The following is a 24,818-nucleotide window of genomic DNA, read 5'->3' as shown; positions in this document are numbered from 1 at the left end:
TCGGGCTGCGGCGGCATGTCCGACCGGGTGGCATCCGTGATCCGACAGTCGACACGCGTGATTGGGAAGCCGACACGGCGGAGCCGACCCGAACCCCGAGCGCGGTCCGGGCCACCGCTCGACGAACGCGCCGGGAGCGCCGTCGATGGGCGCACCCCGCGGGCGTCGGCGCGGGGATTTCGTTCGCCATGGTGCTGCAGTCTGCAAGAACTGCCTGATACCTCTGACTCGGAGGTACGATCCGGGGCGTCCTTCCCCGGCCGAAAGGGCAGCCCGTGGTCGCGTCGCCGAGGGTCGAAGACCGGGTCCGCGACCTGCACCGGCGGGCGGTCGCCGCGACCAACAACGGCCAGCCCGTGGTCGGTGGCCGGCTGATCCGGTCCGCCGCGCGGCTGCTCGGCCTGCCCGCGACGGAACCCCCGGAAGGGTGGGCCGCCTGGCCCGACCTCGCCACCCGCGTGCTCGGCACCTACGCCGCCGTCGAAACGGCGCTCGGCAACAGCGCGCGCGGGCTCGCCCTGCTCGACGAGGCCGACGCCCTCGTGTCCGACGCCGGGCGCGGGATCCTGCGTCAGCAACGCGGTCTCGTGCTCATCCTGATCGGCCGGATGGACGAAGCCCTGACCTGCTTCGACGAGGCCATCCCGCTGCTGCGGCAGGCCGGCGAGTTCGTCGTGCTCGCCAGGACGCTGCTCAACCGCGCGATGCTGCACCAGTACGCCGGGCGCGTCCGGCTCGCGCTCGCCGACCTCGACCAGTGCGAGCAGATCGGGGCGAGCCACCCCGACGAAGACGGCCTGGCCCGGATCTTCGCCAAGGCCGCGCACGGCCGCGGCCAGGCGCGGGTGCTCACCGGCGACATCCCCGGCGCCCTGCGCGACTTCGACGCGGCGAGCGGGTTCTACGCCGCCCAGAGCGTCGGGATGCTGCCGGTGCTGGCCGTCGACAAGGCGCGGGCGCTGCTGGCCGCCGGGCTGCCGCACGAAGCCGCCGCCGAACTCGACGCGGCGCTGGAGCAGTTCCCGCGGCTGCGGATGAACCAGGAGCACGCCGAAGCCGAGCTGACCAGGGCGCTGGCCGCGCTGGCGAGCGGCGACCCGGCCACCGCGCGGAGCTGGGCGGGCCGTGCCGAACGCCGCTTTCGCCGTCGCGGCAACGAAACCTGGGCGGCGGTGGCGCAGCTGACCGTGTTGCGCGCGGACTTCGCGGCCGGCCGCCGGATCGCCCGCATCGGCGCGGAGGCGACCGCGCTCGCGGACCGGCTCACCGGCCTTGGCCTGCGCAACGACGCCGAAATCGCCGCACTGCTGGCGGCCCGGGCCCGGATCGCGCTCGGCGACCTCGACGGCGCCCGTGCCGGCATCGCCCCGCGCGACCGCCGGACCGCGCCGCTGGAGAACCGCCTGGTCCGGCGGCTCGCGCTGGCCGAACTGGGCGCGGCGAGCGGCCACCGGCGCGTCACCTTCGCGAACGCTCGGGCCGGCCTCGCCCAGCTGCAGCGGCACCGCAGCCGCTTCGGCAGCGTCGACCTGCAGACCGGCACGACGTCGCTGGGCAAGGAACTCGCCGACGCGGGGCTCGCCGCCGCGCTCGCCCAGCGCTCGCCGGGTGTCGTGTTCCGCTGGCTCGACCGCTCGCGCGCCCAGGCGTTCCGGTTCCGGCCGGTGCGCCCGCCGTCCCACCCGGAGACCGCCGACGCCGTCGCCGAGCTGCGGTTCCTCTCGATGCAGATCCGCGCGGGCGAACTGGCCGGGAAGCCGGACACCCAGGCCGTGAAGCGGTGTGCCGCGCTGGAGCGGGAGATCCGCGCGAAGGGCTGGCAGGCCGAGGGCGTGGACGCCGACCACGTCGAGGCGAAGCTGCGCGAGATCGGCGACGAGCTGGCCGAGACCGGCAGCGCGATGGTGTGCTTCCTCGCCGACCGCGGCGCGTTGTGCGCGCAGGTGATCGCCCACCACCGGGTGGCGCTGGTCGAGCTGGGCCCGGCGTCGGCCGTGGCGGAGCCGGTCGCGCGGCTGCACAGCGACCTCGACGCGTTGTGCGGGCGCCAGCTGCCGCCGAAGCTGGACCAGGTCATCCGCCGGTCGGTGCGGACGCAGGTCACCGCGCTCGACGCGATCCTGCTGGCCCCGCTGGCGTCCCGGCTCGGCGACCTCGACGTCGTCGTCGTGCCGACCGGCGCGCTGTCGGCGATCCCGTGGGGCCTGCTGCCGACGCTGCACGGCCGCCCGGTCACGGTCACGCCGTCGTCGTCGGCCTGGTTCGACGCGGGCCGCCGCTCCGGCCGGGCCACCGGCGCGCCGCTGCTGGTCGCGGGCTCGGACCTGACCCACGCGGAGGCGGAGGTCGCCCGGCTGGCCCCGCTGTACCCGGACGCCGAGGTCCTGACCGGCCCGGACGCCACGGTGGCGGCCACGCTCAAGGCGTTCGACGGCTGCCGGCTGGCCCACTTCGCCGCGCACGGCCACCACGAGCGGGAGAACGTGCTGTTTTCCCGCCTCAACCTGGCCGACGGGCCGCTGATGGCCTACGACGTCCAGCAGCTGGCGACGGCCCCGGAGCAGGTGGTGCTGTCCTCGTGCGACGTCGGCCAGGCGGTGGTCAGGGCGGGCGACGAGGTGCTCGGCTTCACGGCGGCGCTGCTCTACGGCGGCAGCCGCACGGTGGTGTCGAGCGTGGCCCGGGTGGACGACCGCACGGCGGGCGGCGTGATGCTGGCGTTCCACCGCGCGCTGTCGGTGGGGACGCCCCCGGCGCGGGCACTGGCGGACGCGGGCCGGGCGGAGCCGCTGATGCCGTTCGTCTGCTTCGGCCGCAGCTGACCAGCCCAAACGCCCCAATGTGGCGTTCGGTGCGTCCAGCGCACCCAATGTGGCGTTCGGTGCGTTGGACGCAACCAACGCCACATTGGGGCGCTTCGGAAACGGCCCCGGCGTCACTCGATCGAGTGAAGCGCGGGCTCGCGCGTCATTCCTGGCGGAGGGTTCCCTCTTCCTCGGTGCGGCGGTAACCGGCCGGCACGCCCCCCGACTGGCCGGTTACCGCTGCGAGTTCCCTACTCACGGTGGAGCAGCACGACGGCGTCCGTCCCGTCGACGCGCACATATCCCGTGTCCGCCAGCTCCGCCAAGGCCGCCGCCTTCGTCGCGAGCGTCGTCGGCCAGGACTGCTCCGGCCGCGCCACGACCACCCACTCCGGCCGCTCGCCGGGCACGCCGTCGAAGAACAGCACCGTGCAGCGGGACGTCAGGTGCGGGGCCAGCCGGTTGGACGCCAGCACCGTCGCGCCGTCCGGGATGCGCGCCAGTACCGTTTCGATCCCGGCCCGCTGCGACGGCGTCCAGACGCCGTCGGTCAGGTGCGCCGCCTGCAGGCCCAGCGAGGCCAGCCCGGTGACCACCGCGCACACGGGCAGATACCGCTTGAGCCGCCGGGCGCCGTGCACGCCGGCGATGAACACGATCGGCATCAGCACCGCGCTGTAGTGGTAGCCCATGCCCCAGTAGCGGTCGTTCGCCGAGACCAGCCGCCACAGCAGCGTCGGCGCCGCCAGCAGCAGCAACGGCGACCGCAGGGCCGCGAACGCCGTCGGCGCCAGCAGGGCCAGCAGCATCGACACCTTCACGATCGCCCCGCCGAACGGGTTGAGGCCGCTGCCGTGGGCGTACGCGCCCGCCGGGTTCAGGGCCGGCAGCACGACCAGGAACAGCAGCGCGGACGTGGCGACGCCGAAGACGAGCACCGTCCAGCCGAGCCGTCGCTGCCGGTTGAGCACCAGGACCACGCCGACCGCGGCGAGCGTCAGCGGCAGGTCCTCCTTGACCAGCACCAGCGGCAACGCGCACCACACCGCCGCCCGCCACCGCTCGTGGAGCAGGTGCTCGGCGGTGAACGCCAGCATCGGGACGGCGAAGCAGACCTCGTGGAAGTCGAAGTTCACCGCCGACAGCAGCCCCCACGACAGCACGTACCCGGCGCCGACGAGCGCACCCCGCCGGGCGCCGAGGAGCCGGATCGCGCACCGCGTCACCGGAACCGCGGACAACGCGAACAGCAGGGCCTGGGCGACCAGCAGCACCCCCGGCGACGGCCACAGCAGGTAGCACGGCGCCAGCAGCGCGAGGATCGGGTGGAAGTGGTCGCCGAGCGTCGGCGCGCCGGGGCCGAGCAGGTCCGACACCGGCCAGTGGCCGTGCGCGTAGGACCGCACCGCCTGCTCGAAGATCCCCAGGTCGAACCCGCTCGCGTCGAACGTCCGCAGCCGCCGCAGCGACCAGGCGGCGTACCCGGCGAAGGCGACCGCGGCGACGACGTAGGGGACCGCGCGGCTTTCGCGCGTGCGCACCGGAGCCGGCGCGAAGTCGATCAGCATGGCGAGATGCTCGTGCGACCACGCTGAACTGAAGCTGAAGGAACCTGAAGACGTCTTCAGGCAAGCGGCAGGCGCAGCTCCAGGCAGGCGCCGGAGGCGCTCTCGGCGACGCGCAGCGTGCCACCGTGCGTCCGCGCGATCTCCGCGGCGATCGCCAGCCCCAGACCGGAGCCGCCGTCGTCTTCGCGCGCGCGGTCGTCGTCGAGGCGGACGAACCGGTCGAAGACGCGCTCGCGGTGTTCGGGCGGGATACCCGGACCGTCGTCCAGGACGGTCAGCACGGCGTGGCCGTCGACCTCGGTGAGCGTGATCGTCACGCGGCTTCCGGCGTGCCGCTCGGCGTTGTCGGCGAGGTTCCGGAGTACGCGTTCCAGCCGTCTCGCGTGCCCCTGGACCACCGGCTCGGCGTGGATCTCGGTGCGCACCTCGACGCCGTCACGCGGGAGCCGCGCGGCGACGTGCCCGGTGACGAGGTCCGCCAGCGCGATCCGGGTGGCCGCGGCCGGCTGGTCGGCGTCCAGCTTGCTGAGCAGCAGCAGATCGCCGGTGAGCGTCTCCATCCGCGAGACGTCCAGCACGGCGTTTTCGACGCTGCGGCGCCAGTCGAGCCGGTCGGGGTGGGCGAGCTGGACCTCGAGCTGGGTGCGCATCGAGGCGAGCGGCGTGCGCAGCTCGTGCGACGCGTCCGCGGTGAACTGGCTCTGCCGCTGCACGGACCGGTCGAGCCGGGCGAGCATCTCGTTCATCGTGACGGCGAGTTCGGTGATCTCGTCGCCGGAGCCGGGCACCGGCACGCGGCGGCCGAGGTCCCGCGCGCGGATGCCGTCGACCTCCGCGCGGATGGCCTCGACCGCGCGCAGCGACCGCCGCACGGCGAACCAGGCGACGGCGCCGACGAGCAGCGCGGCCGCGGGCACCCCGCCCCAGAGGATCTGCCGGGCGGTGGCCACGGTTTCGAGGCCGAGGGCGTCGAGGCTCTCCGCGGCCACGACCGTGTAGCGGCGGTCCTTCGTCCACGCGGTGCGGTGGATCTGGCCGTCGAGGCCGAACGGCTCGACGACGACGCAGTCCGGCCCGTGGACCCGGACCGGCTGGTCGCCGGGGGGCTCCTGCTTGCCGTCGATCGGGCAGCCTGCCGCCTCCCGGCTGATCAGGTACCCGCCGCCCTTGGGGTAGCGCTGCGGCACGTCGGCCGGGGCGACGCCGGAGTTCAGCAGCGCGACCAGCGTGTCGACCTTGTCGCTCGCCCGGGTGCTCGCGTTGGTGTCCAGGCCGCTCTGCAGCGCGTTCACGAACCAGTACGACCCGAGCCCGAGGACGAGGGCCGCCGCGAGGGCGGCGAAGACGGCGACCCGCCACCGGGTCGACCGGGGCAGCAGCCGGAACCGGGCCATGCGGCGAAGATACCTCCGGGGTCCGCACCTTCGGAGACTCGGGCGGCCGGATCGCGCCTTACCGTAAATCCCCATGACGATCGAACTTTCGCAGTGGCACGCGGTCCGTGCGGCCTTCTCGGAGGTCGGCGGCCGGTTCGCGGACGAGGTCGAGAACGCGCCGGACCCGCACGCGAACGCCGTCGGCGACTGGTCGGTCGTCGAGACGGCGGCGCACGTCGGCTGGATCGCGCTCGTCTACACGGCCATGGTCAAGGGCGACGGCGGTCCGCTGCCGCTGCCGGAGCTGGAAGAGCCGATGGCTTCCGCGAACATCGAGACGGTCGGGGCGATGAACGAGGTCGCGATGACGGCCTACCCCGAGCGCGACCCGCACCGGCTGGCCGCGCGGCTGCGCGCGGACATCGCGGAAGTGCTGCAGATCAGCCGCGACTACGACCCGGAAAAGCCGATCTGGTGGCTGGGCGGCAGCCGCGTCCCGGTGGCGGGCCTGCTCGCGCACCTCGTCAACGAGCTGAGCATCCACGGCCAGGACATCGCCCGCGCGGGCGGCAGGCCGTGGCGGATCGACCCGGCGCACGAGGGGATGTTCCTGGAGCTGTTCTTCGTCGGGATGGTCCGCAACGACGTCGGACGGCTGCTGGACTACGCGAAGCCGTCGCCCCGCCGGATCACGGTGGAGTTCCGGTCGGCGTACACGGCGCCGGTGGTCATGGTGCTGCAGCACGGCGGCCTGCGGGTGGCGGAACCCGACGGCGCGGCGGACGTCCGGCTGACCTTCGACCCGGCGGTGCTGGTCCCGATGATGTTCGGCCGCATCTCCCCACCCCGCGCGGTGCTCAGCGGCAAGGTCCGCGTCGGCGGCCGCCGCCCGTGGCGGCTGGTGGAGTTCCTCCGCACGGTGCACATGCCTTAGTGCCTTAGCACGCGGAACGTCAGGTGGGTGGCGTTCGGCGTCTCGTGCACCGCGGTGCGTGCCAGCTTCACGTGCTTGCCGGTTTCGGCGTCGAACAGCCGGACGCCGGCGCCGAACAGCAGCGGGACCACGTGCAGGCGCAGCTCGTCGACCAGTCCGGCGAGCAGGAACTGCCGCAGGGTCGTGCCGCCGCCCATCAGGACCACGTTGTCGTCGCCGGCCGCGGCTTTCGCCTGCCGCAGCGTGCTTTCGAGGCCGTCGGTGACGAAGGTGAACGTGGTCGGGCCCTTGACGACCGGTTCGTGCGGCCGGTTCGTCACGACGAAGACCGGCTTCTTGAACGTGCCGTCGTCACCCCAGGGCTCTTCGCCGACGTCGAACATCGACCGGCCGACGACGAACGCGCCGGCGCCGTCGAACAGCTCGGCCGCTACCTCGTGGTCGGCGTCGGTGCCTTCGAACATCCAGTCGTGCAGCAGGCCGCCGTCCTTGCCGAGACGGTGGTCGGCGCTGGTGTCCGGGCCGGCCACGATGCCGTCCGCCGACATGCTGATCTCCGCGATGACTTGCCCCATGGCGAGCCACCTTGCCAGCGGATCAGGCGGTGGACCAGCCGTCGCCCCATTCGGCGTCCCGGGCGGCGCGGTACCGCGGGCCCTGCTTCTTCGAGACGGCGACCGCGGGCTTCAGGCCTTCGGAGGCCGTGCACAGGTCGAGCGCGACCCAGCCCTTGTGCTTCTTCGGGTGCCGGATGATCCGCGCGTCCGGCCGTTCCGGCGTGCCTCGCGTGGCGACGACGTAGGCGAACTTCTCGTCCTCGAACCCGAGCGTGCCGGCCTTCAGTTTCCGGTGCAGCCCCGACCGCGGCAGCCGCGCGGCGAAGTGGCACCAGTCCTGGCCGGGCACGATCGGGCAGGCGGCGTCGTGCGGGCACGGCGCCACGACGTGCAGGCCGAGTTCGACGAGCTGCGCGCGGGCGGCGCGAATCCGCTCGTACCCGGCGGGCGTGCCGGGCTCGATCAGCGCGACGGCCCCGGCCTTGGCGGCCAGCCAGCGCACGACGTCGGGCCGGCTGGCGTCGGGCAGCTCGCCGAGCACGTAGGACAGCGTGACGAGATCGGCGTCCGGAGCGGGCGAGGCGGGATCGACGAGCCCCCGCCGCCATTCGGCATCCCGCACGGCGGCCCGGCCGCTGCCGGCGGCGAGCCGCTTGCCGAGCCCGATGGCCCCGGCGACCTGCTCCAGCACGGTGCATTTTCCGAGCGAAGGCCACACGTCCGCGGCCGCCCACACGGCGGCACCGGTCCCACCACCGACATCGATCTGAGTCCGCGGCTCGAACCTGGGAGCACGCGAAGCGGCTTCGGCGAGCACAGCGTGCACGGCGGCGTAGGTGGCGGGCATGCGGTAGCCCGCGTACGCGGCGACGTCGGCTTCGGAGGTGAGGATCGGCGAGGTGGCCGCGTCACCTTGGCGGTAGCGCGCGCTGAGCCGGTCGACGGACTGGGTCAGCCGGGCCACGGGATGCCGGGCCAGCTCGTCGTCGAGCGCGGAGGAGAGGTCGTCGGGGAGTACCGCCACGACGGCAGATTAGCCGGGGGCCGCGCCTCACCAGGGCCTGGCGTCGCGTTCGGGCGAGCCACACGAAGCTGCGCCCAGCCCGCATCGGTGTCCGAATTGCCCGCCCCGATCGACCCTGAGCTGCTAATTTTCCCGCGCGAAAACTTTTTCCCCGCAGCTGTCGATCCGGCGCCTGGCCGTTCGACGCGTTGGCAAAGACCGACCGAGAGGAGACCGCCGTGCGGTTCATGGTGATCGTCAAGACGAACGAGACCACCGATGCCCAGACCCCCAGCGCCGAGCTGCTGGCCGAGATGGGCAAGTTCAACGAAGAGCTGGTCAAGGCCGGTGTCCTGCTCGCCGGCGAGGGCCTCGCGCCCAGCTCGGAGGGAGCCCGCGTCGTCTTCTCCGGGACCGCCGAGGCCCCCAAGGTCGTCGACGGCCCGTTCACCGAATCGAAGGAGCTCGTCGGCGGGTTCTGGATCCTCGAGTGCCGCGATCGCGACGAGTGCGTCGAGTGGATCAAGCGGATGCCGAACCCCGAGGGGCAGCCCGGCGAGGTCGAGATCCGGCGCGTGGCCGAAGCCTCCGACTTCGAGAACATGACGCCCGAGGTCGAAGCGCTGGAGGGACGGCTTCGCGCGCAGGCCGCCGGGGAAGCCTGATGCGGTTCATGGTGATGGTCAAGGCCAGCGCCGAGTCCGAGGCCGCCGGGTTCCAGCCCAGCGCCGAAGAGCTGGCCGAGATGGCGGAGTTCAACGACCGGCTGTTCAAGGAAGGCCGGATCGTGCTCGCCGAGGGCCTGACCTTCAGCGCCGAAGGCGTGCGCGTCGTCTTCGAAGGTGACGCCGAGCCGAAGGTCATCGACGGGCCCTTCGCGGAGACGAAGGAGCTGATCGCGGGGTTCTGGGTGCTGAACGGCGAGTCGCTCGAGGAGATCGTCGAGCTGATGAGGCAGGCGCCCAACCCCGAGGCGAAGGGCGGCGTGCTGGAGATTCGCACGATCAGCGAGTAGTGGGTTGCACCGCGGCAGATCACCCTGTCGAATGGCCGGGTGACGGTTGCGGACACCCGGAGCACGGTGGAGACGGTCTGGCGGATCGAATCGCCGCGGCTCATCGCGGGCCTGGCCCGGATGGCCCGCGGCGACGTCGGGCTCGCCGAGGAGCTGGCGCAGGACGCCCTGGTCGCGGCGCTGGAGCAGTGGCCGGAGTCGGGCGTGCCGCGCAACCCCGGCGCGTGGCTGATGACCACCGCGAAGCGGCGCGCCATCGACCAGTTCCGCCGCAACGAGCGGTACGCGGAGAAACTCGAGGAGGTCGGGCGCGACCAGCGGCTCGGTGACGGCGTCCTGCCCGACTTCGACGCCGCGCTCGACGACCACATCGAGGACGACGTCCTCCGCCTGCTGTTCGTCGCCTGCCACCCGGTGCTGAACACCCAGGCCCGGGTGGCCTTGACGCTGCGCATGCTCGGCGGCCTGACCACCGACGAGATCGCGCGCGCCTTCCTGGTCCGCGAATCGACGATCGCCCAGCGGATCGTGCGGGCCAAGAAGGCCCTCTCCGCGGCGAAGGTGCCCTTCGAAGTGCCGGAGGGCGAAGAGCGCGTCGCCCGGCTGTCGTCCGTGCTCGAGGTCATCTACCTCGTCTTCAACGAGGGCTACTCGGCCACCCGCGGCGACGACTGGATGCGGCCGGCGCTCTGCGCGGAGGCGATGCGGCTCGGCCGCGTGCTCGCCGGGCTGATGCCGGGCGAGTCCGAGGTCCACGGCCTGGTCGCGCTGATGGAGCTGCAGGCGTCCCGCGCGAAGGCCCGCACCGGCCCGAACGGCGAGCCGGTGCTGCTGCTGGACCAGGACCGCGCCCGCTGGGACCGGCTGTTGATCCAGCACGGCCTCGCGGCGCTGGCGTTGTCCGAGCAGATCGCCGAAGGCGCGTACGGCCCGTACTCCGCCCAGGCGGCGATCGCGGCCTGCCACGCGCGGGCGCGGACGGCCGAGGAGACGGACTGGGTGCGGATCGCGGCCCTGTACGAGGGCCTCGGCAAGCTCCAGCCGTCCCCGGTGATCGAGCTGAACCGCGGGGTCGCGGTGGCGATGGCCTACGGACCGGCCGCGGGCCTGGAAGTGGTCGACGCGGTCGCCGACGATCCGGCGTTGAAGGACTACCACCTGCTGCCCAGCGTCCGCGGAGACCTGCTGGAGAAGCTGGGCCGGCACGCGGAAGCAGAGCAGGAGTTCCGCCGGGCGGCCGAGATGACGGAGAACTCCCGCGAGCGCGCCCTGCTGCTGGACCGCGCGGCGGCCGTCGCCGGCTGAGGCACCTCTCAGTTGGATAGCAATACTCTCCAATTCAGATAGTGAAGCTATCCAACTGGAGGAACTGTGGGGAAGACTGTGACCAGGCGCGCTGTCCTGGGTGGTGGCGCGGCGGGGGCCGCGGCCGTGCTCGCCGCACCGACGGCGAGCGCGGCACCCGGGGGTCGGCTCGAGGGCAAGGTCGTGCTCATCACCGGCGCCACCTCGGGCATCGGCCGGGCGGCTGCGCTCGCGTTCGCGGCCCAGGGCGCCCGGGTGGGGTTCTGCGGACGGCGCGCCGAACTCGGTCGCGAGGTGGAGCGCGAGCTGCGTGGGCGCGGCTTCTACGTCCAGGCCGACGTCCGCGAGCCGGCGCAGGTCGAGTCCTTTGTGGACGCGGTGGCGCGCCGCTGGGGCCGGCTGGACATCGCGTTTAACAACGCGGGCATCACCATCGCCAAGCCGGTGCACGAAATCAGCATCGACGAATGGGAGAACGTCCAGCGGACCAACGCCCGCGGGGTGTTCCTCGCGATGAAGTACGAGATCCCGCACCTGCTGGAACGCGGCGGGGTCATCATCTGCACCGCTTCGTCGCAGGCCGGGCACACCCGGCCCGGGCACGCGGCGTACACCGCCAGCAAACGCGCGATCCAGGGCATCGCGAACGCCGCCGCGCTCGACTACGGCGCCAACGGGATCCGGGTGCTCACGATCGACCCCGGCACCACGGACACCGCGTTCGTCCGCCGACCCGGCATCCCCGACGACCAGTGGGCGCAGTTCAAGCGGGCGTGGGGCCCGCTGAACGTCCACGGCCTGCCGCGGATGGCCGAGCCGTCGGAAATCGCCGCCGCCGTGCTGGCCTTGGCGTCGCCGGACTTCTCCTACCTGACCGGAACCTCGGTGGTGGTGGACGGCGGCCTCGGCACCGGTCGCCCGATGACCATGCCGCAGCTGGGTTAGCGGTCGCGCCAGGCGAGCGGTGACAGTGTCAGCGCCGAGATGACGGAAAACTCCCGCGAGGCGCGCCCTGTTGCCGGCCCGTGCGGCGGCAGTGGGTCGTCAGCCGTTCCGATTTGCCGGATCTGCTCGCTATGCTCCCGCGATGGCAGGCAGTGCACCTCGTGCGGACGTCCGCATCGGACACGACGCCCGCGCGGAGGCCACCGGCAAGCTGGACAAAGCGTTGCGGGAAGGCCGGATCGACCTGGCCGAGTACGAACGGCGAGTGGTGGTCGTGCAGGCGGCCAAGGTGCGGAAGGACCTGACGCCGGCCGTTGCCGATCTGCCCGACCGGATTTCCACCGCGGACCGGGAGTGGGCGCTGGTCCAGCTGGCCGGTGCCTTGATCGACGGGCGGCTCCCCGCAAGCGCTTACGCCGACGCCGAGGAACTGCTGAACCGGGCGGTGACGTACGCCGACGTCAAGGCCGTCGTCGGTGACCTGGACGCGAAGGCGAGTCACGCCGAACGCGATCAGGCCGTCACGCGCATCGAGGCTGCGGTCGCCGGTGGCCTGCTGGATCCGGCCGAACAGCACGACCGGTTGGCGGCCGTCCGGCGGGCGACGACCGATGCCCAACTCGCCGCCCTCGTGGCCGATCTGCCCGCGGGCGCGGGCGGGGTGCGTTCGCCGCGCGCGTCCCACGCCGACCGGGAAGCCGTTGTCGCGCAACTGCAGGACGCCGTGGAGGCGGGGCTGCTCGAACTGTCGGAGTTCGACGAGCGGGTGCGCACGGTGTATGCGGCCCGGTTGCGTGACGAGCTGGCGAGAGTGGTGGCGGACCTGCCGTCGCCGTCGACCTCCGCGGAGCCGGCGCCGCCTGCCGAGGTCGCCAGGAAGCGGTGGGTGCCGACTGTGCGTGCCGGCCAGCGGGCCGCCGCGAGCGCCGGTATCGCCTTTCTTCCTCTGTACTTCCTTTTCCTCTTCCTGGCGAACTCGGGCTTCACGTCCGCGGCCATCGTCGTGGGGGTGGGCTCGGCGATCGTGATCGTCGGGCTCCTGGCGTGGGGCGTCCGCACCGTCGCGGCCGCCAATGCCCTGGAGACGGCCCGAGAGCTTTCCTCGGAGACAGAAGAGACGGCAGAGCCGGCGCCGGTTGCCCGGCGGGAGGAGGCGCCGCCGCGCAAGCGGTCGCTGGGCGGGCACCAGGGCGGCCTCGCGGCACTGGCGACTCTGGTGCTGCCCGACGGCACCCCGGTGGCGATCACCGGCGGCCGGGACGACACCGCGAAGGTGTGGGACCTCACGGACAACACGCTGCGGCACACGCTCAACGGGCACACCCACGAGGTGCTGGGCGTTTCGGCCATGGTGCTGCCGGACGGTGTCCCGGTCGCGGTGACCGTCAGCCCGAACCGGACGGCGAAGGTGTGGGACCTCCGTGACGGGTCGCCGCGCGGGGCACTGCCGAGACCCGCCAAGGACATGTGCGGGGTGCGGTGCTTCTCGCTGGCCGACCGCACTCCGGTCGCGTTCGCCCACAACGGGTTCAAGGCGCTCCAGACGTGGGACCTGCGAGACCACCGGCTGCTCCACCACTGTTCCGACGACCACTCCTTCCGCAAGGCCGTCCCCGTGGTGCTCCCCGGCGGCACGCCGGTCGTGGTGGTCGCGGGCGGGGACGGACACGTCAGGGTGCTGGACCTGAAGACCGGGGTGATGCGGTTCCGGCTGACCGGCCGCACCGAGCCCGTCAGCTCGATCGACACCGCGGTGCTCCCCGACGGGACCCCGGTTGCCGTGTGCGCGAGAGCGGACAAGACGATCCGAGTCTGGGACCTGCGGAGCGGCGCCCCGCTCCACACCATCGCCGGCCTGGCCCACCCGAAAGAAGCCGTGGTGTGCACGTCGCTGCCGGATGGCACCCCGGTCGTGGTCGCCGCCGACTCCCAAGAGAACACGATGGCGTGGGACCTGCGGGACGGTGCCGTCCTGCCGTACCGGCGCGCGCTGCGGGGCGACGTCCTCGGTGCCGTCGTGCTCCCGGACCGGACCTTGGTCCTGGGGCCGGCCACCGACCACGCCACGGTGGGGGTTCGCCGGCTGGGTTAGCGGCCTCGCCAGGACAGCGGGGACAACGTCAACGCCGCTTCCGCGATCTTCCGCGCGGTCTCGGTCTTGAGTCCCTTCCGCGCGGACTCGATCCACTCGTCGACCGGCCGGACGCCGATGTCCCGGTATTCGAGGGCCTGCAGCAGCATCTCCAGCTTGTCGGCGTCCTTGGCGCACAACGCTTCCGGCGAAACCCGGGTCTCGTACTCGTCGACGGCCTCGCGGACCAGGTCCCGTGACCGTTCGGGGAGCGCGGCCGTCTGGTCGGCGGTGATCTGCCGCGGTTCCGGCTTGCGCAGGTAGTCGCCCGCCGTCAGCGGCAGGTCGCCCGTGCGCGTCTCCTGCGTGTCGTGCCAGACGGCCAGGAACGCCGCCCGTTCCGGCGACGCTCCTTCCTCAGCCGCGATCAGCGCGGCCAGCTGCGCGGCCCGGAGGCTGTGCTCGCCGACCGACTCCGGGTCGCGCACCCCCGCGTGCCACCAGCCGGACCTCCTGATGCGCTTCAGGAGCCCGAGTTCGTAGCCGAAGGACGCGAGACCATCTGAGCTCATGCCGCCCAGCCTAGGGCGACGGGATCATCGCCGTCAGGATCGTCGCCTGGAGGAGCGAAATCACGCCGACCACCGCGGTGAGCAGCAGCGACCACAGGAACGTCTGCCGCAGCAGCGAGCCCTCCTTGCCGCTCTGCCCGATCGCCGTCGCGCCGATCGAGAGGTTCTGCGGCGAGATCATCTTGCCCATCACGCCGCCGGACGTGTTCGTCGCGCCGGCCAGGATCGGGTTGAGGTCGAGCTGCTGCGCCGAGATCACCTGCATCGGGCCGAACAGGCTGTTCGTCGACGCGTCCGAGCCGGTCAGGAACACGCCCAGCCAGCCGATGTAGGCCGAGAACAGCGGGAAGACCGCGCCGGTCGTCGCCAGGGCGAGGCCCAGCGTCTGCGTCGCGCCCGAGTAGTTCATCACGAACGCGATGGCCAGGATCATGAAGATCGTCGCCAGCGCCCAGCGCATCTGGTGCAGCGTCTTGCGGTACGTCGTCAGCAGCAGTTTCGGCCGCCCGCCCATCGCGAACCCGGCGATGACGGCCGCGAGCAGCGCGACCGTGCCCGGCGAGAACAGGAAGTCGACGGTCAGCGTGGCCGCGTACGGCGCGTTCTTCGCGGTGATCGGCGGGTGCTGGACGACGTGGTTGTGCAGCCCCGGCCAGGCGAAGACCCAGTCGGCCTTGTGCAGCACCTTCGTCAGGTCGAGCCAGGTGGGGAGGTTCTTGAAGATCGTGCCGATCCGCGTGAGGAAGATCGCCAGGATCAGGATGACGTAGGGCAGCCACGCGTACAGCGCGCCGCGCTCGGCCTGCGCGGCGCCGAGGCTCTTGGCCGGGACGGCTTCTTCGCCGTCGAAGCGCCACACCGTCGCGGGCTGCCAGAACCGGGTCAGGATCCACAGCGCGGCCATCGCGGTGAGCGCGGCGAGGACGTCGACCAGGCTGGCGCTGATGTAGTTGGACGCGACGAACTGCATGGCGGCGAAGGCGAGTCCGGCGGTCAGCACGGCCGGCCACACCTCGAGCATGCGCTTCCAGCCGGCCAGGACGACGACCAGGAACGCCGGGATGATCAGCGCCAGCACGGGGACCTGACGGCCGACCGCTGCCGAGAACAGCTCGGTCGCCTGGTCCGGCTTGAGGTGCATGATCGGCGCGGTCAGCCTGCCGAGCACGATCAGTGGGTTGCCGAGCCCGCCGAACGCGACGGGTGCGGTGTTCGCCAGCAGCGCCAGCACGACGGCCTTCACCGGCGGGAACCCGAGCGCGGCCATCATCGCCGCGGTGATCGCGATCGGCGACCCGCCGCCCGCGACACCTTCGAGCAGCGCGCCGAAGCTGAACGCGATGAGCAGCGCCTGCAGCCGCCGGTCCTCGCTGAACCCGGCGAGCACGCGTTTGATGGCGTCGAACCGGCCGGTGGCGACGGTGACGTTGTGGAAGTAGACGGCGTGGAAGGCGATCCACGCGACGGACCAGACGCCGAACACGACGCCCATCGCGGCGGAGTCGAACGCCAGCGCGGCCGGCATCCGGTACAGCAGGAGGGCGACGCCGAGCGCCGTCACCAGTGCGAGCGCCGCGGAGAGGTGCGCGGAGAACCGGATCACCCCGAGCGACACGAGCAGCACGATGATCGGGAGTGCGGCGAGCAGCGCGGAAACCCACAGCCCGCCCGCCGGCTGGTAGTCCTGGATCCAGGTCACGTCGGCTCCTTCTGTGCTCAGGCGGGCCGGCTCCGCACGTACCCGAGCCGCAGGGACAGGGCGGCGGCGGTCCCGGCGACGGAGGCGCCGAGTTCGTCGAGCCGGCGCAGCACGCGCGGCGCGGGCCCGGCAATGCTGATGGCGGCGATGGGCCGCCCCGAGTGGTCCCGCACGGCGGCGGCGACGCAGCCGACGTCCGGCTCGTTTTCGACCTCGTCGACGGCCCACCCGCGCCGGCTGGTCTTCGCGAGCTCGTCGAGCAGCCGGTGCGGGTCGACGATGGTCTTGAGGGTGAGCGAGTCCAGCTTCATCCGCCGGATGCGTTCGAGCCGATCGGCCTCGGGCAGCGCGGCGAGCCAGGCCTTCCCGAGCGAGGTCGCGTGCTGCGGCCGCCGGGTGCCGAGCCGGCAGGCGAGGGTGACGGCGCTGGCACTGCGTTCGGTGGCGACGTAGACCATGGTGTCGTTGTCGGGAACGGCCAGGTAGGTGGTTTCCCCGGACCGTTCGGCGAGCGAGGCCAGGTAACGAGGCGCGCACCGGTGCAGATCGGTGGCGGCCATGGCCCGCGCCCCGAGCTCGACGAGCCGGGTGCCGAGCCGGACCCGCCCGGTGACCTGGTCGGCCTCGAGGTACTCGAGGTTCTTGAGGGTGCCGACGATCCGGTAGGCGGCGCTGCGGGAAAGCCCCAGTTGCCGCGCGATCGCATTGGTGGAAATCTCCTGATGCCGGCCGACGTGCTCCAGCACGGCGAGGCCGCGTTCGAGAGTCCCGCTTTGTTCAAGCCCGCGCTCAGGTCCCACGCTGTCCTCCGTTGGACGAATTCCCGCTCAGCGGAACACCTTGCCGCTGGCTGGGGTTGGACGGTAACACCTCCGATGAATCTGCGGAAGATCTTGGAATGACTCGCAACAATGCGAGTAGTTGTGGATGCTAATTGGTTCAACATCCGATGGTTAAGTTTCCTACCTATGGCGGTTGCGGAGGCGTCGACCAGTTGTGTTCGACAAGTTCGACGGTGGTTGTTCATATGTGTGAATGTGGGGGCAGGGTTGTCCACGGGGTCGCGGCAATGTGGACAACTCGGTTCGGGGTGGCGTTCTTTTGCCGTTGTTGTCGGGGGGTGTCGATACGCTGGACCCGGGGGGCGCCCCCGCGGGCTGGGGCCTGGGTCGTGGCAGATCGCCTTGGTCGGCGGCTCGGTGCCCACCACCCCGAAGCCGGAATTGTGACTACGGTCGGCAGCGCCGCGTCAAGGCGGGAAAGCGTGCCTTGACCCGGCGCTGCCGGCCGTGTTTCGGCTTCGGATCGGGGTGGCGGGGGAGGTCTGGGTGGGGTGCGGGTCGGGTCGCCAGCCGGCTTCCCGTCCCTGGCTTACTCGTCCCTGCCCTGCCCTGCCCTGCCCTGCCCTGCCCTGCCCTGCCCTGCCCTGCCCTGCCCTGCCCTGCCCTGCCCTGCCCTGCCCTGCCCCGCCCCGCCCCGCCCCGCCCGCCTTGCCCCCGCTTGCCCCGCTCCGCCTTGGCCCGTCCCGCCCCGCCCGCCTTGCCCCCGCTTGCCCCGCCCCGCCTTGGCCCGTCCCGCCCCGCCTTGGCTCGCCTCGCCCCGCCTGGCCCGCCCTGTCCTGCCTGCCCTGCCCTGTCTCGTCCCGCCCTGCCCCGTCGCCGGCTCCCGTCCTGGCCGCCGCGGTCCTCCCCGTCCCCGCGGTCTTCCCCCGTCGCCGCGGTCGCCCCATCCCCGCGGCCCCCGGCCAGGCAGATCCGTCCCGCCACAGGTCACCAGCGCGGTCCGCGGCAAGGTCCCAAGCCGTCGAGACCCGCGCCACCAACTCAGGAAACTCACAGCGGCCACCGGGCAGCATCCAGGCGGTGTCCGTCCGAAGTCCCCTCCGTACCCGCGCTTCCGTGGCCGCCGGGCGGCTGACCTCGTGGCTCTCGCGCAGCTCCGGGCTCGGCCGCGGTGGCATGATCGGTGGCCGGGTCACTCTGGCCCTCGATCCGCGCGCCCTGCGGCGGCTCGGCCGGGAACGCACCGTCGTGCTCGTCACCGGCACCAATGGCAAGACCACGACCTCGCTCATGCTCACCCGCGCGCTCGAAACGCTCGCCGAGGTCGCCGCCAACAGCGACGGTGCCAACATGCCCGACGGTGTCCTCGCCGCCCTGACCGCTCGGCCCGACGCCCCCTACGCCGTTCTCGAGGTCGATGAGACCTACCTGCCCTGGGTTGCCGACCAGGTGCGGCCCGCCGTGCTCGTCCTGCTGAACCTGAGCCGCGACCAGCTCGACCGGGTCGGTGAGGTCCGCGCCACCGAACGCGACCTGCGGGCCGCCGTCGCCGAGCTGGGCGACACCGTCGTCGTCGCGAACTGTGATGACGTTCTGGTGACCTCCGCGGCGAGCGCGGCCGCCAAGCCCGTCTGGGTCGGCGCCGGGCGCCGGTGGACCGGGGACTCGACCGCGTGCCCGCGCTGCGAGGGCCGCGTCGAAACCCGTGGCCGGCACTGGAGCTGCTGCGCGTGCGGGCTCGCCCGGCCGGAACCTGCCTGGACGCTCGACGGCGAGCTCGTCCGGACGCCCGGTGGCCGCCACGTCGATCTCGACCTGCGGCTGCCCGGCGAGGTCAACCGCGCGAACGCCGCCCTCGCGCTCGCCGCCGCGCACCGGCTCGGCGTGCCGCCGCACACCGCCGCCGCGCGGCTGCGGACCATCACCGACATCGGCGGCCGCTACCGGACGATCCGGCGGTCGCGGCACTCCGTGCGGCTGATGCTGGCCAAGAACCCGGCCGGCTGGGTGGAAACGCTGCGCGTGCTGGACGAGGACACCCCGGTCGTCGTCGCGGTCAATGCCCAGGAAGCCGACGGCCGCGACCTGTCCTGGCTGTGGGACGTGCACTTCGAACGGCTCCGCGGGCGCCAGGTGGTCGTCACCGGCGAGCGCGGCGCCGACCTGTCCGTCCGGCTCTGCTACGCCGAAGTCGCACACTGGGCCGAGCCGGACCCGGTCACCGCGATCGACGCGCTGCCGCCCGGCGCCGTCGAGCTGGTCGCCAACTACACCGCGTTCCGCGACCTGGTGGGCAGGCTGCCCGGTGGCTGACTCGACCGTCCACATCGGACTTCTACTGCCTGAACTGCTGGGCACCTACGGCGACACCGGCAACGCCCAGGTGCTCGGCAAGCGGCTGCAGTGGCGCGGGCTGGACGCCGAAGTGGTCCCCGTCGGGCTCGGCGAGCCAGTGCCGTCCACTTTGGACCTCTACCTGCTCGGCGGCGGTGAGGACGGCGCCCAGGCGCTCGCCGCCGCGCACCTGCGGAAGTACCCTGGCCTGCGGCGCGCGGTCGCGGCCGGCGCGGTGGTCTTCGGCGTGTGCGCCGGCCTGCAGGTGCTCGGCACCCGCTTCCGCGGCCTCGACGGCGTCGACCACGACGGGCTCGGCCTGCTCGACGTCACCACCGAACCCGGCGAGCAGCGCGCGGTCGCCGAGCTGGTCGCGACGCCGTCGGAGCTCCTGGCAGGCGAGTCGCTGACCGGCTTCGAAAACCACCTCGGCGCCAGCAAGCTCGGCGCCGACAGCGCGCCGCTCGGGCGGGTCGTGCGCGGCACCGGCAACGGCGACGGCACCGAGGGCGCGGTGACGGACCGGGTCGTCGGCACCTACCTGCACGGCCCGGCGCTCGCCCGCAACCCCGCGCTGGCCGACCTGCTGCTGGCCTGGACGGTCGGGCACCCGCTCGGCCCGCTGCGCGTGCCCGAAGTCGAGCGCCTGCGCGGGGAGCGGCTCGCCGTCCCACGCCGCCGCCGGTGAGCCCCGTGGTCCAGCCTGCCTCCCCGGCCACCGCTGTTGGCCACCCGCCAGCGCCCCAATGTGGCGTTCGGTGCGTTGGACGCACCGAACGCCACATTGGGTGCGCTGGACGCAACCAACGCCACATTGGGGCGCTGGGGGCCGGTTACGCTGCGTTGGTGAGACTGGGCAGGGTGATCGCCGCGACCGGCGTCCGGATGCGCACCACCGCCGTGGCGGTGTTCGCGCTCGCGCTGGCCATCGCCGCCGCAGGCGTGGTCGTGGTGCTGCTGCTGGAGGAGTCGCTCGACCGCAGCGTCACCGAGAGTGCCCGCAGCACCGGGCGCCAGGTGGCCATCCAGCTCATCCGCGAAGGCGCGCGCGACCTGAGCGCGAGCGACGTCGCCAGCACGGGCGACACCGAGGCCGTCACGCAGGTGCTCGACGCCCGCGGTACGCCGATCGCGAGCGACCCGGCGATCGTCGGGCACCCGGCGCTGACCACGGCCCGCCCCGTCGTCGGGCACGAGATCGTCGAGACGCTGCCGCTCGGCCTGAACGGCGACAACGACGACTACCGCGTCGTGTCGCAGGAGGTGACCGGGCCGGGCGGGCCGTTCACCGTCATCTCCGCGCGCTCGCTGGAACCCGTGACGGAGGCCTCGACGCGGCTGACGCTGCTGCTCGGCCTGATCGCCGTCCCGCTGCTGGCCATCGCCGGGCTCGCGGTGTACCGCGCGGTCGGGTCGGCGCTGCGGCCGGTCGAGCGGATGCGCCGGACCGTCGCCGAGATCTCGACGCGCGACCTCGCCGCGCGCGTGCCGCTGCCGCCGGGCGGCGACGAGGTGCACCGCCTGGCCGTGACGCTCAACGAAATGCTGTCCCGGCTCGCGTCGGCCCAGGCGGCGCAGCGCCGGTTCGTCGCGGACGCCAGCCACGAACTGAGATCACCGCTCTCGACGATAAGCACTGCTCTCGACGTCTCCGGGCGGCACCCGGAGAGCACCGGCGACCTGGTGCCGGTGATCGGCCGCGAGACGGCGCGGCTGCGCGAGCTCGTCGACGACCTGCTCATGCTGGCCCGCACCGACGACGCGACCGACCGGCCGCAGCGCACCGAGGTCGACCTCGACGACATCGTCCGCGCCGAAGCCGAGCGGGTCCGCGGCGAGACGACGGCGGACGTCGAGGTCCGCGCCGGGCCGGCGAAGGTGCACGGCAGCGAGGCCCAGCTGCGGCGGGCGGTGCGCAACCTGGTCGACAACGCGCGCGGGCACGCGCGCTCGCGCATCCGCGTCAGCAGCGCGGTGCGCGGCGACCTCGCCGTCGTCGAGGTGAGCGACGACGGCCCCGGCGTCGCGGAAGCCGACCGGGAGCGGATCTTCGAGCGGTTCGTCCGGCTCGACGCGTCGCGGCAGCGCGGGCACGGCGGCACCGGGCTGGGCCTGCCGATCGTGGCCGGCATCGCGGCGCGCCACGGCGGCCGGGCGCGCTACGCCGAGTCCGACGAGCCCGGCGCGCGGTTCGTGATCGAGCTGCCGGTGATCGACCTGCCGAAGGAGGAGTAGTGCGCCTGCTGATCGTGGAGGACGAGCGCGAGTTCGCGGAGACGCTGCGGCGGGGACTGGTCGCCGAGGGCTTCACCGCCGACGTCGCGCACACCGGGCGCGAGGGCCTGTGGCGGGCGACCGAGCACGCCTACGACGTCGTGGTGCTCGACATCATGCTGCCCGAGCTGTCCGGCTACGAGGTGCTCAAGCGCCTGCGGGCGGCGGAGAACTGGACGCCGGTGCTGATGCTGACGGCCAAGGACGGCGAGTACGACGAAGCCGACGCGTTCGACCTCGGCGCCGACGACTACCTGTCCAAGCCGTTCTCCTTCGTCGTGCTCATCGCCCGGCTGCGGGCGCTGCTGCGCCGCGGCGCGCCGGCCCGGCCGGCCGTGCTGGAGGCGGGCGACCTGCGGCTCGACCCCGCCGCCCGTACCGTCCACAGGGGACAAAAGCGGATCGAGCTGACCGCGCGGGAGTTCGGGTTGCTGGAGTTCCTGCTGCGCCGGGCCGGGACGGCGCTGTCGAAGAACGAGATCCTGACGCACGTCTGGGACGCGCACTACGACGGCGACGAGAACGTCGTCGAGGTCTACATCGGGTACCTGCGGCGGAAGATCGACACGCCGTTCGGCACCCACACCATCGAGACGGTCCGCGGCGTGGGCTACCGCCTGGTAGACGTTACTCGATCGTAATCAACGGGGCGTTTTCCGGAAATTGGTGCCGCCGGGCGCCCGCTGGTTGCGCCATTTGCTCCCGCCGCTTGCCGCGGATCGCCCAATCATTCCCGCGAACCGGTGAAAAATGCCGTCCCTCGGCGGCGCTGCGCTTGATCCTTCGTGTTGCTACGGTGGGCACCCTCACCCGCGACGAGGAAAGCGATGACGGAATCGCCACTGCCGCTCCCTGCCCAAAACGACTCTGTGCAAAACAAAACTTCCCCCGAAGCCGCCGGGAAATCCGTTTCCCGGCTGCGCGCCGCCGACGCCATTCAAGCGGCGACCGCCCAGTTCGGCATGGTGACCGGGCTCACCCCGCACGCCGTGACCGGGATCCGCGGCCGCGGTCAGGGCGGCTGGTCCGTGCTCATCGACGTCGTGGAGCTGGCGCGGATCCCGGATTCCACCAGCGTGATGGCCACCTACCGGGTGGACATCGAAGCCGACGGTGAGCTCGGCGCGTGCGAGCGGCTGCGGCGGTTCACGCGGGGCACCACCGATTCCTGAAAGGAAGGTCGACACGATTGGCCCCTTCGTCCGATTCGTTGGCGGACATTCTGGAACGCGTACTCGACAAGGGTGTCGTCATCGCCGGTGACATCGGCGTCAGCGTCGTCGACGTCGAATTGCTGACCCTGCGGATCCGGCTGTTCATCGCGTCCGCGCAGACCGCCCGCGAAATGGGCATGGACTGGTGGACGAACGATCCGTTCTTCGCGCCGAATGCCGCGCGGGGTGAACTCGGGGCGCCCGACCTGGCGGCGCGCGTCGCCGAACTGGAGGCCCGGCTGCCCGTGCCGGGCGGGAGGGAAGAACCCCGGTGACCACCGGAAACTGGCTGTGCGCGTATGCGATCACCCGCAACCGCCCGTCCACATTGGACATCGGCCCGGTGCCGCGGCTCATCGGCTACCGCGACCTCGGCGTGGTCGTCTCCGAGGTGGCGCCGACGCGCTTCGACCGCATCGACACGCTCGACCCGGTCGACGGCACGCTCGCCGAGCTGGCCCGGGAGCACGACGCCGTGGTGCGGGCGGTGTTCCGCAGCGAACCGGTGCTGCCGCTGCGGTTCGGCACGGTGCTCGACGGCGAGGCCGCCGCCCGCCGGCTCCTGGAGGCGGGCTACGACCAGGCGCGCGACTGTCTCGACGAGGTGGCCGGGCACCGGGAGTGGGGCGTCCGGGTGCGGCACACCGAGCCGGCCGCGACGACCCGGCCGGACGCGGCGGGCCTGACCGGAACGCAGTACCTGGTGCGGCGCCGCGAACGGCTGCGGGCGATCCAGCGCGCCCGCGAAGACGTGGCCGGCACCGCCGGGCGCCTCGAGGAGGCGTTGCGTCGGCACGCGGCGGACAGTGTGGAGCGGGCCCGGCCGCACGGCGTGCTGGTGAACACGGCGTACCTGGTGGAGACGGGCCGCGAGGCGGCGTTCCACGCGGAGGTGGAGTGGTTCGCCCGCGAGCTCAGCGCGGCGGGGGCCACGGTGGAGACATCGGGACCGTGGCCGCCGTACTCGTTCACGGACCTCGAACTCGGAGCGGCGGCCCATGGCTGACAGCGACCTGTTCGCGGGTGCGCCGGGCCGTGGCGACCTGCTCGCCGAGGTCGTCACGCCGAGCGGGACCAACACCGCCGAAGCGATCGTCGATCTGCTCGACCGGGTCGTGCACCGCGGCGCCGTCGTCAGCGGGGACGTGATCATCTCGCTCGCCGGCATCGATCTGGTGCGGCTCGACCTGCGATTGCTGCTGCTCGGCATCGACGGGACGCACCGATGACCGAGCGCATCGCCGCCGATGCCGGCCGCGGGCTCGGCCACCTGGTGGTCACCGTGCTCGACATCCTCAAGGAAGTGCTGGAGCGGCAGGCGCTGCGGCGCCTCGACGCCGGCACCCTCACCCCGGACCAGGTCGAAGCGCTCGGCCAGGCCCTGATCGCGCTGGAGCTCCGGTTCGCCGAGATCCGCGCCGCACTCGACGGCATCCCAGCCGACATCCCAGCCGACATCGCCGCGACCGAAGGAGTGAAGTGACCAGACCGGGACAGACCGGTGGCACCCTCACCGACACCCTCAACGTCCTGCTGGACAAGGGACTCGTCATCGATGCCACGGTGAAGGTGTCCCTGATCGGGATCGAGCTGCTGTCGATCGAGGCCAGGGTCGTGATCGCCAGCGTCGACACCTACATCCGCTACCTCGAAGCGATGCAGCGGGTGACCGCGCAGGCGCAGCAGCCCAACCCCGGGCAGGTCTCCATCGGGCTCGACCAGACCGTCGGGCTGATCCCGCCCCCGCCACCGACACCCGCCGTCGCCGTCCCGGTGGAGCCCGCCATCCCCGTCGACCAGCAGTGACGCTCCAGCTGTTCGGCGTCGTCCGCGCCGGGCACCCGCGGGCACCGCGGACGGTGTGCTGGGAGGACCTGGCGATGGTCGTCGGCGATCCCGAGCCCGACCCGGCCGCGCACCTGGCGGTGGTGTCCGCGCTCGTCGAGGGCGGTCCGGTGCTGCCGGTCCGGTTCGGCACCGTGGCCGAGGACGAGGAGACCGTCCGCACCGAGGTGCTCGCCCCGGCCGCCGACACCTACCGCGCCGACCTCGACCGGCTCGACGGCCTGGCCGAGGTGCACGTCTGCCTGCGGTTCACCGAACCCGGATCCGCCTGGCGAGCCGCCCGCTCGGACGTCCTGCTCTCCCAGGTCGCCGAGCGGGCCCGCGACTCCGTGGCGCTGCCGGCGGGCGAGAGCGCCGATGAGCGGTGGGCGTTCCTGGTCGGGCTGGGCGACCTGCTCGTCGTCCGGGACACCGTCGCCGGGCTCGCCGGCGGTGACGGCGTCCAGGCCGAGTGGCTCGGGCCGCTGCCCGCGTACAGCTTCCTCGACCGGCGGACGTGCTCCCGCTGGAGCTGGTGAGC

At 72.7% G+C, this 24,818-nt stretch carries 25 protein-coding genes; 18 read left to right on the top strand and 7 right to left on the bottom strand.

Annotated features, from left to right (window positions below; translation table 11 throughout):
* Positions 1-275 precede the first annotated feature (275 nt).
* The gene (locus tag BLW76_RS45555; protein ID WP_091318705.1) at positions 276-2,822 is read left to right on the top strand and encodes a CHAT domain-containing protein; all 2,547 of its coding nucleotides are present in this window, start codon (positions 276-278) and stop codon (positions 2,820-2,822) included.
* Positions 2,823-3,055: 233 nt separating this feature from the next.
* Here the strand turns inward: BLW76_RS45555 and BLW76_RS45550 are convergent, their stop codons facing one another.
* Together BLW76_RS45550 and BLW76_RS45545 are read right to left on the bottom strand one after the other, a co-directional pair.
* Positions 3,056-4,372 (bottom strand): DUF2079 domain-containing protein, encoded by a 1,317-nt coding sequence (locus BLW76_RS45550; protein WP_091318703.1) that lies wholly within the window; start codon positions 4,370-4,372, stop codon positions 3,056-3,058.
* 56 nt (positions 4,373-4,428) lie between these two features.
* The gene (locus BLW76_RS45545; RefSeq protein WP_091318702.1) at positions 4,429-5,766 is read right to left on the bottom strand and encodes a sensor histidine kinase; all 1,338 of its coding nucleotides are present in this window, start codon (positions 5,764-5,766) and stop codon (positions 4,429-4,431) included.
* Positions 5,767-5,839: 73 nt separating this feature from the next.
* Between BLW76_RS45545 and BLW76_RS45540 the strand changes: the two genes are divergently transcribed.
* Complete coding sequence (locus tag BLW76_RS45540) at positions 5,840-6,682, top strand: maleylpyruvate isomerase N-terminal domain-containing protein (RefSeq protein WP_091318700.1); 843 nt, start codon at positions 5,840-5,842, stop codon at positions 6,680-6,682.
* On the opposite strand, the gene BLW76_RS45535 is transcribed toward BLW76_RS45540, so the two are convergent.
* Positions 6,679-7,257: a dihydrofolate reductase family protein gene (locus tag BLW76_RS45535; protein ID WP_091318698.1), complete on the bottom strand. Its 579-nt coding sequence runs from the start codon at positions 7,255-7,257 to the stop codon at positions 6,679-6,681. The two genes, BLW76_RS45540 and BLW76_RS45535, sit on opposite strands and share 4 nt — an antisense overlap.
* A 22-nt stretch (positions 7,258-7,279) precedes the next feature.
* On the bottom strand, positions 7,280-8,263 hold the full coding sequence (locus tag BLW76_RS45530) for a small ribosomal subunit Rsm22 family protein (RefSeq protein ID WP_091318697.1): 984 nt from the start codon (positions 8,261-8,263) through the stop codon (positions 7,280-7,282).
* Between the two features lie 218 nt (positions 8,264-8,481).
* Between BLW76_RS45530 and BLW76_RS45525 the strand changes: the two genes are divergently transcribed.
* The 5 genes from BLW76_RS45525 to BLW76_RS45505 all read left to right on the top strand — a co-directional run bounded on the left by BLW76_RS45525 (position 8,482) and on the right by BLW76_RS45505 (position 13,599).
* Positions 8,482-8,907 (top strand): YciI family protein, encoded by a 426-nt coding sequence (locus BLW76_RS45525; RefSeq protein WP_091318695.1) that lies wholly within the window; start codon positions 8,482-8,484, stop codon positions 8,905-8,907.
* A complete protein-coding gene (locus BLW76_RS45520) occupies positions 8,907-9,257 on the top strand; it encodes a YciI family protein (protein WP_091318694.1) in 351 nt (116 codons plus the stop codon). Before BLW76_RS45525 ends, BLW76_RS45520 begins: the two co-directional genes overlap by 1 nt.
* Before the next feature lie 39 nt (positions 9,258-9,296).
* Entirely contained in the window at positions 9,297-10,562 is a 1,266-nt protein-coding gene (locus BLW76_RS45515; protein WP_091318692.1) for an RNA polymerase sigma factor, read from the top strand.
* A 78-nt stretch (positions 10,563-10,640) separates the two neighbouring features.
* The gene (locus tag BLW76_RS45510; protein ID WP_244170629.1) at positions 10,641-11,507 is read left to right on the top strand and encodes an SDR family NAD(P)-dependent oxidoreductase; all 867 of its coding nucleotides are present in this window, start codon (positions 10,641-10,643) and stop codon (positions 11,505-11,507) included.
* A 142-nt stretch (positions 11,508-11,649) separates the two neighbouring features.
* Positions 11,650-13,599: a DUF1707 domain-containing protein gene (locus tag BLW76_RS45505; RefSeq protein ID WP_091318689.1), complete on the top strand. Its 1,950-nt coding sequence runs from the start codon at positions 11,650-11,652 to the stop codon at positions 13,597-13,599.
* On the opposite strand, the gene BLW76_RS45500 is transcribed toward BLW76_RS45505, so the two are convergent.
* From BLW76_RS45500 to BLW76_RS45490, 3 genes are read right to left on the bottom strand one after another with little or no spacing between them, the layout of a single operon-like run.
* Positions 13,596-14,150: an HD domain-containing protein gene (locus BLW76_RS45500; RefSeq protein WP_091318687.1), complete on the bottom strand. Its 555-nt coding sequence runs from the start codon at positions 14,148-14,150 to the stop codon at positions 13,596-13,598. The genes BLW76_RS45505 and BLW76_RS45500 overlap by 4 nt on opposite strands.
* A gap of 10 nt (positions 14,151-14,160) precedes the next feature.
* Positions 14,161-15,849, bottom strand: coding sequence for an L-lactate permease (locus tag BLW76_RS45495; protein ID WP_091318686.1), 1,689 nt, complete (start codon positions 15,847-15,849; stop codon positions 14,161-14,163).
* Positions 15,850-15,866: 17 nt separating this feature from the next.
* Positions 15,867-16,649, bottom strand: coding sequence for an IclR family transcriptional regulator (locus BLW76_RS45490; RefSeq protein ID WP_091318684.1), 783 nt, complete (start codon positions 16,647-16,649; stop codon positions 15,867-15,869).
* 1,098 nt (positions 16,650-17,747) lie between these two features.
* On the opposite strand from BLW76_RS45490, the gene BLW76_RS45485 reads away from it, so the two are divergent.
* The 11 genes from BLW76_RS45485 (at position 17,748) to BLW76_RS45435 (ending at position 24,816) form a co-directional block, all read left to right on the top strand.
* Positions 17,748-18,944, top strand: coding sequence for a MurT ligase domain-containing protein (locus BLW76_RS45485; protein ID WP_091318682.1), 1,197 nt, complete (start codon positions 17,748-17,750; stop codon positions 18,942-18,944).
* Positions 18,937-19,653, top strand: coding sequence for a type 1 glutamine amidotransferase (locus tag BLW76_RS45480; RefSeq protein ID WP_091318681.1), 717 nt, complete (start codon positions 18,937-18,939; stop codon positions 19,651-19,653). Before BLW76_RS45485 ends, BLW76_RS45480 begins: the two co-directional genes overlap by 8 nt.
* A gap of 158 nt (positions 19,654-19,811) precedes the next feature.
* Positions 19,812-21,200 (top strand): sensor histidine kinase, encoded by a 1,389-nt coding sequence (locus BLW76_RS45475; protein WP_244170628.1) that lies wholly within the window; start codon positions 19,812-19,814, stop codon positions 21,198-21,200.
* Positions 21,200-21,880: a response regulator transcription factor gene (locus tag BLW76_RS45470; RefSeq protein WP_091318677.1), complete on the top strand. Its 681-nt coding sequence runs from the start codon at positions 21,200-21,202 to the stop codon at positions 21,878-21,880. Before BLW76_RS45475 ends, BLW76_RS45470 begins: the two co-directional genes overlap by 1 nt.
* 228 nt (positions 21,881-22,108) lie before the next feature.
* Positions 22,109-22,411, top strand: coding sequence for a gas vesicle protein GvpO (gvpO, locus tag BLW76_RS45465; RefSeq protein ID WP_244170627.1), 303 nt, complete (start codon positions 22,109-22,111; stop codon positions 22,409-22,411).
* Positions 22,412-22,449: 38 nt separating this feature from the next.
* Positions 22,450-22,728: a gas vesicle protein gene (locus tag BLW76_RS45460; protein ID WP_244170626.1), complete on the top strand. Its 279-nt coding sequence runs from the start codon at positions 22,450-22,452 to the stop codon at positions 22,726-22,728.
* Entirely contained in the window at positions 22,725-23,459 is a 735-nt protein-coding gene (locus BLW76_RS45455; RefSeq protein WP_091318673.1) for a GvpL/GvpF family gas vesicle protein, read from the top strand. The genes BLW76_RS45460 and BLW76_RS45455 overlap by 4 nt, the downstream gene beginning before the upstream one ends.
* A complete protein-coding gene (gene gvpJ, locus BLW76_RS45450; protein ID WP_091318671.1) occupies positions 23,452-23,682 on the top strand; it encodes a gas vesicle protein GvpJ in 231 nt (76 codons plus the stop codon). Before BLW76_RS45455 ends, gvpJ (BLW76_RS45450) begins: the two co-directional genes overlap by 8 nt.
* Entirely contained in the window at positions 23,679-23,936 is a 258-nt protein-coding gene (locus BLW76_RS45445; RefSeq protein ID WP_091318670.1) for a gas vesicle protein K, read from the top strand. The genes gvpJ (BLW76_RS45450) and BLW76_RS45445 overlap by 4 nt, the downstream gene beginning before the upstream one ends.
* Complete coding sequence (gene gvpJ, locus BLW76_RS45440; RefSeq protein WP_091318668.1) at positions 23,933-24,259, top strand: gas vesicle protein GvpJ; 327 nt, start codon at positions 23,933-23,935, stop codon at positions 24,257-24,259. The genes BLW76_RS45445 and gvpJ (BLW76_RS45440) overlap by 4 nt, the downstream gene beginning before the upstream one ends.
* On the top strand, positions 24,256-24,816 hold the full coding sequence (locus tag BLW76_RS45435; protein ID WP_091318666.1) for a GvpL/GvpF family gas vesicle protein: 561 nt from the start codon (positions 24,256-24,258) through the stop codon (positions 24,814-24,816). Before gvpJ (BLW76_RS45440) ends, BLW76_RS45435 begins: the two co-directional genes overlap by 4 nt.
* The last annotated feature ends 2 nt before the right edge of the window (positions 24,817-24,818 follow it).

It is taken from the genome of Amycolatopsis tolypomycina (genome assembly GCF_900105945.1).
Classification (GTDB): domain Bacteria; phylum Actinomycetota; class Actinomycetes; order Mycobacteriales; family Pseudonocardiaceae; genus Amycolatopsis; species Amycolatopsis tolypomycina.
Note: the sequence above shows the minus strand (reverse complement) of the source record. Positions and strands in the feature narration are given on the sequence as shown.